General features: G+C 58.1%; 15 protein-coding genes. 9 read left to right on the top strand and 6 right to left on the bottom strand.

The window, feature by feature from the left end:
• The first annotated feature begins 42 nt into the window (after positions 1 to 42).
• From PI91_RS03100 to dolP, 4 genes are read left to right on the top strand one after another with little or no spacing between them, the layout of a single operon-like run.
• On the top strand, positions 43 to 2,208 hold the full coding sequence (locus PI91_RS03100) for a penicillin-binding protein activator (protein WP_039265416.1): 2,166 nt from the start codon (positions 43 to 45) through the stop codon (positions 2,206 to 2,208).
• Positions 2,166 to 2,561 carry a YraN family protein gene (locus PI91_RS25545; protein ID WP_039265415.1) on the top strand — a complete coding sequence of 132 codons (396 nt, stop codon included), beginning with the start codon at positions 2,166 to 2,168 and terminating at the stop codon, positions 2,559 to 2,561. The genes PI91_RS03100 and PI91_RS25545 overlap by 43 nt, the downstream gene beginning before the upstream one ends.
• Before the next feature lie 21 nt (positions 2,562 to 2,582).
• Positions 2,583 to 3,173, top strand: a complete 591-nt coding sequence (diaA, locus tag PI91_RS25540; RefSeq protein ID WP_003861754.1) for a DnaA initiator-associating protein DiaA — start codon at positions 2,583 to 2,585, stop codon at positions 3,171 to 3,173.
• A gap of 9 nt (positions 3,174 to 3,182) precedes the next feature.
• Positions 3,183 to 3,758 (top strand): division/outer membrane stress-associated lipid-binding lipoprotein, encoded by a 576-nt coding sequence (gene dolP, locus PI91_RS03085; RefSeq protein ID WP_008501489.1) that lies wholly within the window; start codon positions 3,183 to 3,185, stop codon positions 3,756 to 3,758.
• A 65-nt stretch (positions 3,759 to 3,823) separates the two neighbouring features.
• On the opposite strand, the gene PI91_RS03080 is transcribed toward dolP, so the two are convergent.
• A complete protein-coding gene (locus tag PI91_RS03080) occupies positions 3,824 to 4,861 on the bottom strand; it encodes a permease (RefSeq protein WP_021242245.1) in 1,038 nt (345 codons plus the stop codon).
• A gap of 39 nt (positions 4,862 to 4,900) precedes the next feature.
• Positions 4,901 to 5,545 carry an NAD(P)H-binding protein gene (locus tag PI91_RS03075; protein ID WP_021242246.1) on the bottom strand — a complete coding sequence of 215 codons (645 nt, stop codon included), beginning with the start codon at positions 5,543 to 5,545 and terminating at the stop codon, positions 4,901 to 4,903.
• Between the two features lie 128 nt (positions 5,546 to 5,673).
• Here PI91_RS03075 and PI91_RS03070 point away from each other — a divergent pair, with 128 nt between their 5' ends.
• Entirely contained in the window at positions 5,674 to 6,192 is a 519-nt protein-coding gene (locus tag PI91_RS03070; protein WP_008501486.1) for a type 1 glutamine amidotransferase domain-containing protein, read from the top strand.
• Here PI91_RS03070 and PI91_RS03065 read toward each other — a convergent pair.
• Positions 6,172 to 6,606, bottom strand: coding sequence for a YhbP family protein (locus tag PI91_RS03065; RefSeq protein ID WP_039265414.1), 435 nt, complete (start codon positions 6,604 to 6,606; stop codon positions 6,172 to 6,174). The two genes, PI91_RS03070 and PI91_RS03065, sit on opposite strands and share 21 nt — an antisense overlap.
• Positions 6,607 to 6,620: 14 nt before the next feature.
• Here PI91_RS03065 and PI91_RS03060 point away from each other — a divergent pair, with 14 nt between their 5' ends.
• Positions 6,621 to 6,950, top strand: coding sequence for a GIY-YIG nuclease family protein (locus PI91_RS03060; RefSeq protein WP_008501484.1), 330 nt, complete (start codon positions 6,621 to 6,623; stop codon positions 6,948 to 6,950).
• On the opposite strand, the gene PI91_RS03055 is transcribed toward PI91_RS03060, so the two are convergent.
• Both PI91_RS03055 and PI91_RS03050 read right to left on the bottom strand, forming a co-directional pair.
• Positions 6,937 to 7,440: a GNAT family N-acetyltransferase gene (locus PI91_RS03055; protein ID WP_039265413.1), complete on the bottom strand. Its 504-nt coding sequence runs from the start codon at positions 7,438 to 7,440 to the stop codon at positions 6,937 to 6,939. The two genes, PI91_RS03060 and PI91_RS03055, sit on opposite strands and share 14 nt — an antisense overlap.
• Complete coding sequence (locus PI91_RS03050; protein WP_008501482.1) at positions 7,434 to 7,958, bottom strand: SCP2 domain-containing protein; 525 nt, start codon at positions 7,956 to 7,958, stop codon at positions 7,434 to 7,436. Before PI91_RS03050 ends, PI91_RS03055 begins: the two co-directional genes overlap by 7 nt.
• Positions 7,959 to 8,169: 211 nt before the next feature.
• Between PI91_RS03050 and PI91_RS03045 the strand changes: the two genes are divergently transcribed.
• The 3 genes from PI91_RS03045 to PI91_RS03035 all read left to right on the top strand — a co-directional run bounded on the left by PI91_RS03045 (position 8,170) and on the right by PI91_RS03035 (position 11,137).
• Positions 8,170 to 9,165, top strand: coding sequence for a peptidase U32 family protein (locus tag PI91_RS03045; protein WP_039265412.1), 996 nt, complete (start codon positions 8,170 to 8,172; stop codon positions 9,163 to 9,165).
• Positions 9,166 to 9,172: 7 nt separating this feature from the next.
• Positions 9,173 to 10,051, top strand: a complete 879-nt coding sequence (locus tag PI91_RS03040; RefSeq protein ID WP_039265411.1) for a U32 family peptidase — start codon at positions 9,173 to 9,175, stop codon at positions 10,049 to 10,051.
• Between the two features lie 78 nt (positions 10,052 to 10,129).
• Positions 10,130 to 11,137 (top strand): LLM class flavin-dependent oxidoreductase, encoded by a 1,008-nt coding sequence (locus PI91_RS03035; RefSeq protein ID WP_039265410.1) that lies wholly within the window; start codon positions 10,130 to 10,132, stop codon positions 11,135 to 11,137.
• An 84-nt stretch (positions 11,138 to 11,221) separates the two neighbouring features.
• On the opposite strand, the gene mtr is transcribed toward PI91_RS03035, so the two are convergent.
• Positions 11,222 to 12,466 (bottom strand): tryptophan permease, encoded by a 1,245-nt coding sequence (mtr, locus tag PI91_RS03030; RefSeq protein ID WP_008501478.1) that lies wholly within the window; start codon positions 12,464 to 12,466, stop codon positions 11,222 to 11,224.
• Positions 12,467 to 12,536 lie beyond the last annotated feature (70 nt).

Here is a 12,536-nt window from a genome sequence, read left to right as displayed (position 1 = left end):
TTTAATATTGAGCATTGCGTAAAAAAAATCACTGGATACAGTATGGTACCGTTAACGTTTCTTCGAAAAAAAGCCACGCGCAGCGTGCCGCTTCTGCTGGCAGCCCTGATCTTTGCAGGCTGTGGCACCCAGGCACCTGACCAGAGCACCGCCCATCTCCAGGGTTCTGCTCAGGCTGATTCTGGCTTTTATCTGCAACAAATGTCGCAGAGTTCAAATGATACCAAGACCAACTGGCAATTACTCGCCATTCGTGCACTGCTGAAAGAGGGTAAAACCCAGCGGGCAGCCGAACTGTTTAACCAGTTGCCAAAAGATCTTAACGACGCACAGCGTCGCGAGCAGAGCCTGCTCTCTGCCGAGCTGAAAGTCGCGCTGAAAGATTACGCCGCCGCGAAGAAGATCCTCGGTGATATCGACGTAAGCGCTCTGGATAAAAACCAGCAGGCGCGCTTCTGGCAGGCGGGTATTACCGCTGAGCAGGGACGCCCTTCCCTGACGCTGCTCCGCGCGCTCGTCGCGCAAGAGCCGCTGCTTGGCGGTGCTGATAAGCAGAAAAATATTGATGCCACCTGGCAAGCGCTGGCGTCGATGACGCAGGAACAGGCGCAGGCGCTGGTCATCAACGCGGATGAAAACGTCCTGCAGGGCTGGCTGGATCTGCAGCAGATGTGGTTTAACAACCGCAGCGATCCAAAAATGTTGAAAGCCGGCATTACGGACTGGCAGACGCGCTACCCGCAAAACCCGGGCGCGAAAATGCTGCCAACCCAGCTGGTGAACGTGCAGAACTTTAAGCCAGCTTCCACCAGCAAAATCGCCCTGCTTCTGCCGCTCAACGGCCAGGCGGCGGTGTTTGGACGTACCATTCAGCAGGGTTTTGAAGCGGCGAAAAACGGCACGACGTCGGTAGCCGGCAGCGCCGTTCCCGCACAGGCAGCCCAGGCGGCTAATGTGAATAATGATGTTGTCAGCCCATCCGCCGCAGAGACCAGCGACCTGACCACGGCGCAAACGCCAGCGCAGGGCACGATGCAAAACCCTGTGACGGCCCCGACGACGCCTCCAGCTGAAGCTGCACCGGCTACAGCAGCACCTGCGGCCCAGGCTCCGGCCGAGACGCAAACGGCGTCAGCTCCTGCCACAACAGCAGAACAGCCTCAACAGCAGCCTGCACAACCCGCGGCTCAACCTGCCGCGCAGCCGCAGGCCGTGGCAACCACCAGCGCCAACCCGGGCGCTGAATTGAAAATCTACGACACCAGCTCGCAGCCGCTTGACCAGGTGCTGGCGCAGGTACAGCAGGACGGGGCGAGCATCGTTGTCGGTCCGCTACTGAAGAACAACGTGGAAGAGCTGATGAAGAGCAATACCACGCTGAACGTGCTGGCGCTCAACCAGCCAGAGCAGGTTCAGAACCGGGCGAATATCTGCTACTTCGCGCTCTCTCCAGAAGATGAAGCCCGCGATGCGGCGCGTCATATTCATGAGCAGGGTAAGCAGGCTCCGCTGCTGCTCATCCCACGCAGCACGCTGGGCGATCGCGTGGCCAATGCCTTTGCCGATGAGTGGCAGAAGCTGGGCGGCGGCGTGGTGCTGCAGCAGAAATTCGGTTCCGTCTCTGAACTGCGCGCAGGCGTAAACGGCGGGGCGGGTATCGCACTTAACGGTAGCCCGGTCACCGCGAGCCTGCCACAGCAGCAGGGCGTGACGATTGGTGGCCTGACGATCCCTGCGCCGCCAACCGACGCGCAGATTAGCGGTGGCGGTAAAGTGGATGCGGCCTATATCGTTGCCACGCCGCAGGAGATCGCCTTTATCAAACCGATGATTGCGATGCGTAACGGCAGCCAGAGCGGCGCAACGCTCTACGCCAGCTCCCGCAGCGCACAGGGCACCGCAGGCCCGGATTTCCGTCTGGAAATGGACGGTCTGCAGTACAGCGAAATCCCGATGCTGGCCGGCAGCAATCCATCCCTGATGCAGCAGGCGCTGAGCGCGGTGCGTAACGATTACTCTCTGGCGCGTCTGTATGCGATGGGGGTTGATGCGTGGGCGCTGGCGAACCACTTTACCCAGATGCGTCAGGTGCCGGGCTTCGAGCTTAACGGCAACACCGGCGATCTGACCGCGACCCAGGATTGTGTGATTAACAGGAAGTTATCATGGCTCAAATACCAGCAGGGGCAGATCGTCCCGGCCAGTTAAGCCGCAAACAAACCGGCGATGCGTGGGAGTTAAAGGCGCGTCGCTGGCTTGAAGGCAAAGGACTGCGTTTTATCGCCGCCAACGTCCGTGGACGTGGTGGCGAAATCGACCTGATCATGAAAGACGGTCAGGTCATTGTGTTTGTTGAAGTGCGCTTTCGACAGTCCTCCCGTTTTGGCGGTGCTGCCGCCAGCGTGACGCTCGCCAAACAACATAAATTATTACAGACTGCCCACTTGTGGCTTGCCCGCCATAATGGGAGTTTTGATACTGTGGATTGCCGGTTCGATGTGATAGCCTTCACCGGAAATGAGATCGAATGGTTTAAAAACGCTTTTGGCGAAGACGCATAATTAAGATTTAAAAGGGATAACGTGCTCGAAAGAATTAAAGTGTGCTTCACAGAAAGCATCCAGACTCAGATTGCCGCGGCGGAAGCCCTTCCGGATGCTATCTCGCGTGCCGCAATGACGCTGGTGCAATCCCTGCTAAACGGCAACAAAATCCTCTGTTGTGGCAACGGCACGTCAGCCGCCAACGCACAGCATTTTGCTGCCAGCATGATCAATCGTTTTGAAACAGAACGCCCCAGTTTACCTGCCATTGCACTTAATACCGATAATGTGGTCTTAACGGCGATTGCTAACGATCGTCTGCATGACGAAATTTACGCAAAGCAGGTGCGAGCCCTGGGTCATGCCGGAGATGTGCTGCTGGCTATCTCCACGCGCGGCAACAGCCGGGATATTGTCAAAGCCGTTGAAGCCGCCGTCACCCGCGACATGACTATCGTGGCCTTAACCGGCTATGACGGGGGTGAGCTGGCGGGTCTGCTTGGGCCGCAGGATGTGGAAATCCGCATTCCGTCTCACCGGAGCGCACGCATACAGGAGATGCATATGCTCACGGTGAACTGCTTATGTGACTTGATCGATAACACGCTTTTCCCTCACCAGGATGATTAAGGAGTTCTTATGAAGGCTTTATCGACCCTCGCAGTCCTTATGTCTGCATTACTGCTTCAGGGATGTATCGCTGCGGCCGTTGTGGGTACTGCCGCAGTAGGCACCAAAGCGGCAACCGATCCGCGCACTGTGGGAACACAGGTGGATGACGGTACGCTGGAGCTGCGCGTCAACAGTGCGCTGTCGAAAGACGAACAGATCAAGAAAGAGGCGCGTATCAACGTGACGGCTTATCAGGGCAAAGTGCTGCTGGCAGGCCAGGCGCCGAATATGGAGCTCGCCTCGCGTGCGAAACAGATTGCGATGGGCGTTGAAGGGACCACAGAGGTGTTTAACGAAGTGCGTCAGGGCAAGCCAATTGGTTTGGGTGATGCCTCTTCCGATACCTGGATCACCACCAAAGTACGTTCCCAGCTGCTGGGCTCGGACCAGGTGAAATCTTCCAACGTGAAGGTGACAACGGAAAACGGTGAAGTGTTCCTGCTGGGTCTGGTGACCGAACGTGAAGGGAAAGCAGCGGCCGATATCGCCAGCCGGGTGAGCGGCGTGAAGCACGTCACCACCGCGTTTACTTACATTAAATAAAAAAATCCCCTCAAGTGAGGGGATTTTTTTGTAGGCCCGGTAAGCGTAGCGCCACCGGGCGTTTTTCACAGAAGCGCAATGCTTCCCACCATCACCCCGCTCAACGCCACCAGCCCCGCGGTGAGCCACAGCGCTTTCGCCGGGAATGATTTACGCAGCATAATCAGCGACGGCAGGCTGATGGCCGGTAACGTGATGAGCAATGCCAGTGCCGGTGCGGTGCCCATGCCGGCCAGCATCATGGTCTGAACAATAGGAATTTCTGCGGCGGTAGGGATCACAAACAGGCAGCCTGCAACGGCCATCGCAATGACCCACAACAGCGTGTTGTCGATAGCGCCATCCGCATGCGGGAAGAGCCAGACGCGCGCCGCGCCGAGAACCAGCACCGCCAGGATATAGACCGGGATGGTGCTCCAGAAAAGCTGCCATAGCGCCCTGCCCCAGCGCGCAAAGAACCCGCCCTGCGGCTCGCTGACGTCCAGCTCAACAGACGCGGACTCTGGCGCCTTATCCTTCACCAGATTCTGCACCAGCGTCGCCACCACCAGCACCGTTAGCAGTCCGGCCACCAGACGAATGAACGCGAAATGCCAGCCCAGGACAAAACCCATAAACACCAGCGTTGCCGGGTTGAGCAGCGGGTTGCCCATCCAGAACGCCAGCGCGCCGCCCATCGACACGCGCTGGCGGCGCATCCCTGCCGCCACGGGCGCAGCGCAGCAGGAGCACATCATGCCCGGCAGGGAGAAGATCGTTCCCAGCAGCGTCCCCTGAAAGCGCGGCTGTCCGAGGGTTTTCATCAGCCAGTTGCGCGGGATCAGCACCTGAATCAGTGAGCCCAGGATCACGCCTAAGACGGCGGCCTTCCAGACGGCAAGGAAGTAGACCATGGCATAGTCCCACGCCGCCTGAAGCGGGCTGGCATCCGCCTGAGCGAGAATAGATTTACCGATGCTGTGCGTTTCGGCGGCGGTGAAGGCTTTACCGTAGTACGGCTGCCATTTCACGTACCAAAGGCCAACGATGACCACGAGAAAGAAGAGTGCGGGCTTCCACCATTGAACAGGTGTTGCCGCCTGAGATGAAGACTGACCAGTCATAGCATTCCCCGGAGAATATGAGTAATTAGCCGGGGGAGTTTACGCCTCGCCCTGCGCGATTTCACGCAGTTTTGCCGAAGGGATAATGTTTACGCCCGCTTTCGACGGAGCCAGTCCCTCTTTTAACATCGCACGCGCGACGTCCCGCGCCTCGATAGATTTCCAGTTGCCGGGCAGGATCCGAAACAGCGGGGCAAATATCGACTCGTTAAAGCGGCGCTCGTCCCGGTGGCCGATCAGCATTGAGGGGCGCACAATCGTCAGCTGCTCCCATTTCTGCGCAATCAGCGCATCCTCCATCTTGCCCTTCACCTTGTTGTAGAAGAAAGGCGATCCGGCACTGGCGCCCAGCGCGCTGACCACCAGAAAATGTCTGGCTCCCAGCTTTTTCGCCGTAAGCGCGGTGTCCACCACCAGCGTATAGTCGGCGTGGATAAATGCCTCTTTGCTCCCCGCCTCCCGCCGCGTGGTGCCCAGACAGCAAAAGGCGATATCAATCGGGTCCTGGACCTGCGCCAGCGCATCCGTCAGCTGGGGATCGTGCGGATTAAAGACGCCGGAGATGTCCGCCAGCGGTCGACGCGTCGGGGCGGCGATGTAGTTCACGCGGCGATCCTGGATCAGCAGCCGCAGCAGATGATCGCCCACTAGCCCGGTAGCCCCGGTAATCAGTACCTGACTCATCGTATCCCCTTTACAGAATTGTCCGTTTGCGAACTCAGCGTCGTCGACCACACTTAGAAGTCTGTTACAGGTAAGTATTTACCACAAGCGGAGAAAAATCAGTCTGAAGCCAAAACAACGGAGGAAGCATGGGCAAGAAAATCGCAGTCTTGATTACCGACGAGTTTGAAGATTCAGAATTCACCTCTCCTGCAGAGGCGTTCCGCAAGGCGGGACATGAGGTCATCACCATCGAGAAAGAGGCGGGCAAAACGGTGAAAGGCCATAAGGGCGAGGCCAGCGTGACCATCGACGAGACTATCGATAACGTTAGCCCCTCAGATTTTGACGCCCTGCTTTTACCCGGCGGCCATTCACCGGATTCCCTGCGCGGAGACGAGCGCTTCGTAACCTTCACCCGGGACTTTGTCTCTACCGGCAAACCGGTCTTTGCCATCTGTCACGGCCCGCAGCTGCTCATCAGCGCGGAGGTTGTACGCGGGCGTAAGCTCACGGCGGTGAAACCGATCGTTATCGATCTGAAAAATGCGGGCGCCGAGTTTTACGATCAGGAGGTGGTCAACGACAAAGACCAGCTGATCACCAGCCGGACCCCGGACGATCTCCCGGCGTTTAACCGCGAAGCGCTACGCCTGCTCGGCGCGTAACCAGTGCAGCTTCTTGCCAAAGCCCAAGGTGTTGTCGGTAAATTTCAGCTCATCGAGGCGGATTTCCCACACCGGGGCTTTTAGCGCAGCGGCGACCGGAAAGCGGCGCGTGTAGTGCTTGCGACGCGCGTCGCTCTCTTCTCCGCCCAGGCGACGGATTTCCCCCTTAAACTGTACCCCACGGATCAGCGCGACTGTCTTCGGCTGGCCATTTACCGTGCCCGCGACTTTTGCCTGCTGACCAGCCATCTGCGCATGACGCGTTTTGTCTTCGCTCATGACGTAAAATGCGACGCGCTCCGGATCGTAGTAGTAAAACGCGTTTGCGCACCACATCTCACCCTCGCTGTAGACGCACCAGGTGACGACGTGCTGCTTCGCCAGCCAGCGGTTAATGGCGGCCAGTGTTTCCATTTTCGTTCTCTCTCATGCTATGGTGCGTCCACCTTAACATACTGAATCTGTTTACCGTGTGCTGGTTTCTCTATCTTGTCCGAACCGCTGATAACGCACTCTACACCGGGATCACCACCGATGTGGCGCGGCGTTTTTTACAACATCAAACGGGGAAAGGGGCAAAAGCGCTGCGGGGGAAAGGAGAATTACAGCTCGCCTTTTCGGCGCCCGTCGGTGACCGATCGCTGGCGCTCAGGCTGGAATACCGCATCAAACAGCTGACGAAGCGCCAGAAAGAGCGCCTCGTGACCGGAGACGGCTCCTTTGAGGCGCTACGCGAGAGCCTGATTAAAAGCGATTGAAATGGTCGTGGTATTCGACCAGACCATTGACGCCGTTGAGCGCGTCGTCCGCCAGACGGTGCACCTGGAAAGCGTATTCCGTACCCGGCCAGCGGCAGCGCAGATCGTAATGCGCGGCCTGCTCGAAGCCCAAACGGCCATAGAATGCCGGATCGCCCAGCGTTACAACGGCCGCATAACCGAACTCATTGAGCGAATCCAGCCCTTCATAGACCAGCTGGCGCGCCAGCCCCTGCCCGCGATAGTTTTCATCCACCGCCAGCGGTGCCATACCGACCCACTGCAGCTCTTCGCCCTGAACGATGACAGGACTGAAGGCAACATAGCCCACCACCTGACCTTCATCATCGGTGGCAACCAGCCCCAGCGTGATCAGGCCGTCTTCACGGAGATCGTGGACCAGTTGGGCTTCCGCATCGCTCTCAAAAGCGCGGCGTAATAACGCATCGATACCCGGTGCATCAATCCCAATTTCGACTCGAATCAGCATGGCTCACCTACTGAAGTGTGTTTACTGTCCGGCGGGGTTTTCAGCCCGGCCTCAACGAAATCTGCCATTTGCATTAACATCACGCGCAGCGCTTTCGGCATCTGCTCCAGCTCAATGGCATCCATTAAATTCTTAACGTACAGGCCCAGCTCCGTGTCGCCTTCAATCACCAGACGGCGCTGGAAGAAGAGCGTATCCGGATCCTGCTTGCGCGCGGCAATCATCAGCAGATCGCTGGCGTTGGCGCTAAAGCTCACGTCCGCCTCGGCGGTTTCGCGGACGATCAGCTGGTCATTCTCAACGGAGGTAAACCAGCGCAGCCCGATGTCACGTACCTCAATGCTCAACCAGCGGCCTTCCAGGAATTCCAGCTCGCCATCCTGCAGCGCCTGGCGGAACTGCCAGCTCAGGACCTGCTCCAGCACCTGACGTTTAAGCGCGAACGGCGCCAGCTTTACCGGCACGCTCAGCATTGATGGGCCAAATTGTACGAGACGTGAACGCAGTTTATCCAGCACGAGCTTTACTCCCTGATATCTATAGTCCTGCTATTTTGCCATATCCGACGCATAACATAGCGGCGTAAATCAACAAACCGTCGTCCGGACAACCTCATTATTGGTGCCATCAATACGCCATTAGCTGCCTTAAATCAAAAATTGTCGCGTATGGGTTAATTAAAATCCCAGCTCGTTAACATTTTTGCGATCGACAACATCAGGATAAATTATGGAGCTGCTCTGCCCTGCCGGAAACCTTCCGGCGCTTAAGGCGGCCATCGAAAATGGGGCCGATGCGGTCTATATCGGGCTGAAAGATGACACCAATGCCCGCCATTTTGCTGGCCTCAACTTTACGGAGAAAAAGCTTCAGGAAGCCGTTAACTTCGTTCATCAGCACCGCCGCAAGCTGCATATCGCCATCAATACCTTTGCTCATCCTGACGGCTACGCCCGCTGGCAGCGCGCGGTGGATATGGCGGCACAGCTGGGTGCCGATGCGCTGATTCTGGCCGACCTCGCCATGTTTGAGTATGCGGCAGAACGCTATCCCCATATTGAGCGCCACGTCTCTGTTCAGGCATCTGCCACCAACGAAGAGGCCGTGCGTTTTTATCACCGAAACTTTGACGTGGCCCGCGTGGTGCTGCCGCGCGTACTCTCTATTCATCAGGTTAAGCAACTCGCGCGCGTCACGCCAGTGCCGCTGGAAGTTTTTGCCTTTGGTAGCCTGTGCATTATGGCCGAAGGCCGTTGCTATCTTTCCTCCTATTTGACCGGCGAGTCGCCAAATACCGTCGGGGCCTGCTCCCCTGCCCGCTTCGTTCGCTGGCAGCAAACGCCGCAGGGGCTGGAATCTCGCCTGAATGAGGTGCTGATCGACCGCTATCAGGACGGTGAAAACGCCGGTTATCCCACCCTGTGTAAAGGCCGCTATCTGGTCGACGGCGAGCGTTACCATGCCCTGGAAGAGCCCACCAGCCTTAACACGCTGGAGCTGCTGCCGGAGCTGCTGGCGGCCAATATCGCCTCGGTGAAAATCGAAGGTCGCCAGCGCAGCCCGGCGTACGTGAGCCAGGTGGCGAAAGTGTGGCGTCAGGCTATCGACCGCTGCCTGGCGGACCCGCAGAACTACGCGCCGCAGCAGGCCTGGATGGAGACGCTCGGATCGATGTCCGAAGGCACGCAAACCACGCTGGGCGCGTATCACCGTAAATGGCAGTGAGAAAATCATGAAATATTCATTAGGGCCGGTGCTTTACTACTGGCCAAAAGAGACGCTGGAAGATTTTTACCAACAGGCCGCCACCAGCAGCGCCGATGTGATTTACCTCGGCGAAGCGGTGTGCAGCAAACGTCGGGCGACGAAAGTGGGCGACTGGCTGGAGATGGCGAAAAGCCTGGCGGGAAGCGGCAAACAGGTGGTGCTTTCCACGCTCGCGCTGGTGCAGGCCTCTTCTGAACTGGGCGAGTTGAAACGCTACGTTGAGAACGGCGAGTTCCTGCTGGAAGCGAGTGATCTCGGCGTGGTGAACATGTGTGCCGAGCGCAAGCTGCCGTTTGTCGCGGGTCATGCCCTGAACTGCTACAACGCGGTGACCCTGCGCCTGCTGCTCAAACAGGGGATGACGCGCTGGTGCATGCCGGTGGAACTCTCCCGCGACTGGCTGGCAAACCTGCTCACGCAGTGTGAAGAGCTGGGCATTCGCAACAAGTTTGAAGTGGAGGTGCTGAGCTACGGGCATCTGCCGCTGGCCTATTCCGCCCGCTGCTTTACCGCACGCTCGGAAGACCGTCCGAAAGACGAGTGCGAAACCTGCTGTATTAAGTATCCGAACGGGCGCAACATGCTGTCGCAGGAGAATCAGCAGGTGTTTGTTCTCAACGGTATTCAGACCATGAGCGGCTATGTCTATAACCTCGGCAACGAGCTGGCGTCGATGGACGGGCTGGTCGATATGGTGCGCCTGTCGCCGCTGGATACCGGCGTGTTCGCGATGCTGGACGCCTTCCGCGCTAACGAAAATGGCGCTGCTCCGCTGCCGCTGGCGTCAAACAGCGACTGTAACGGCTACTGGAAGCGTCTGGCCGGGCTGGAACTGCAGGCCTAAAAAAGGCTCACTTTGTTAACAACGGTTATCATTTTTTAATGCAGTATTAAAGATTCACCGTCGACAAAGTGAGCTGTTATGACTGACAAAACCCTTCCGTTTTCGGTGCTGGATCTGGCGCCGATCCCACAAGGCTCCTCGGCAAGAGAAGCCTTTTCGCACTCTCTGGATCTGGCTCAGCTGGCCGAAAAGCGTGGCTATCACCGCTACTGGCTGGCCGAACACCACAACATGGTGGGCATTGCCAGCGCCGCCACCTCGGTACTGATTGGTTATCTGGCGGCAAATACCACCACGCTGCACCTGGGCTCCGGCGGCGTGATGTTGCCGAACCACGCCCCGCTGGTGATCGCCGAGCAGTTCGGCACGCTGAATACCCTCTATCCGGGCCGTATTGATTTAGGGATTGGCCGTGCGCCGGGTAGCGATCAGCCGACCATGCGCGCCCTGCGCCGCCATATGAGCGGCGATATCGACAACTTCCCGCGCGACGTGGCCGAACTGGTGGACTGGTTCGACGCGCGTGACCCGAACCCGCACGTGCGCCCGGTACCGGGTTACGGCGAGAAGATCCCGGTATGGCTGTTGGGCTCAAGCCTCTACAGCGCGCAGCTTGCCGCCCAGCTGGGGCTGCCGTTTGCGTTTGCCTCGCATTTCGCACCGGATATGCTGCATCAGGCACTGCATCTCTACCGCACGCACTTCAAACCGTCCGAGCGTCTGGAGAAACCGTACGCGATGGTCTGTATCAACATTATTGCCGCCGACAGCAATCGCGACGCGGAATTCCTCTTCACCTCCATGCAGCAGGCGTTTGTGAAGCTGCGTCGCGGTGAGACGGGCCAGCTTCCGCCGCCGGTGGAGAATATGCATCAGCTGTGGTCAGCTTCAGAGCAGTATGGCGTACAGCAGGCGCTGAGCATGTCGCTGGTAGGCGATAAAGCGAAAGTGCGTCACGGGCTGGAGGCGGTGCTGCGCGAAACGCAAGCGGATGAAATTATGGTTAACGGCCAGATTTTCGATCACCAGGCGCGTTTGCATTCGTTTGATTTGGCCATGCAGGTGAAAGAGGAGATATTGGGGTAGTTTTTTGCCGGATGGCGGCTTCGCCTTATCCGGCCTACGCCATCCCTGTAGGCCCGGTAAGCGTAGCGCCACCGGGCTTTCTGTTTATTGATACACAGGCAGCAGATTAAAACTCGACAGCACGTGTACCAGGGCATTGCCTGCGCCAAACACCAGGATCAGCGCAATCATCGGCTTGCCGCCCCAGACGCGGAATTTCGGGCTGCCGAAGCGTTTACGTGATTTGCGGGCCAACAGCGCCGGCACAATCGCCGCCCAGATGGTTGCCGCCAGACCGGCATAGCCGATGGCGTACAGGAAACCGTTCGGCCACAGCAGGCCGCCCACAATCGGCGGCAGGAAGGTCAGCAGCGCGGTTTTGAAGCGGCCCATCGCAGAGTCATCAAAGCCAAACAGATCCGCCAGGTAGTCAAACAGGCCCAGCGTCACGCCGAGGAAAGAGCTCGCCACCGCGAAGTTAGAGAAGATCACCAGCAGCAAATCCAGGCTGCGGCTGTTCAGCACGCCGCTCAGGGCCTGCACCAGCACATCAATGTTACCGCCCTTCTGCGCAATACCGATAAACTCCGGGCGCGGGATATTGCCCATCGTCCCGAGCAGCCAGATGACGTACAGCGCCAGCGCCAGCAGCGTGCCGTAGACCAGACACTTCACAATCGTGCGCGGATCTTTGCCGTAGTACTTCATCAGGCTCGGCACGTTACCGTGGTAGCCAAACGACGCCAGGCAGAACGGCAGGGTCATCAGCAGATACGGCGTATAGGAGGTATTCACTTCGGCAACGTTAAACAGCGTGGCAGGCGTCACGTGCCCCAGCAGGCTGCCGAAGGTCAGGAAGAAGGTGATCACCTTCGCGCCCAGCACGATCGCCGTCATCCGGCTCACCGCTTTGGTACTCATCCAGACGATAAACGCCACACCCAGCGCAAAGCACAGCCCGGCCAGACGCGCCGGTACGTTCAGCGACATCTCCGAGAAGGTGTGATGCAGAATCGAGCCGCTCGCCGAAATATACGCATAGGTCAGGATATAGAGCACAAACGCGATGGACAGCCCGTTCACCAGGTTCCAGCCTTTGCCCAGCAGGTCTTTGGTGATGGTGTCGAAGCTCGCGCCAATGCGGTAGTTCAGGTTGGCTTCGAGGATCATTAGCCCGGAATGGAGCATACAGAACCAGGTAAAGACCAGCGCGGCCAGCGACCAGAAGAACCACGCACCGGACATGACCACGGGCAGGGAGAACATCCCGGCACCTATAATGGTTCCGCCGATAATCACCACGCCGCCAAGCAGCGAAGGTGACGTTTGGGTGGTGGTTAGTGTCGCCATACAGCCTTTTCTCCAGTCAATCATGCGGTTTTGCATTTTAATGTGACGCACTGTACCAGTACAAGAGTAC

It is taken from the genome of Enterobacter sp. FB (assembly GCF_000805795.1).
Taxonomy (GTDB): domain Bacteria; phylum Pseudomonadota; class Gammaproteobacteria; order Enterobacterales; family Enterobacteriaceae; genus Enterobacter; species Enterobacter roggenkampii.
The sequence above is the reverse complement of the archived record's forward strand: the minus strand, read 5'-3'. Positions and strand labels throughout refer to the sequence as shown.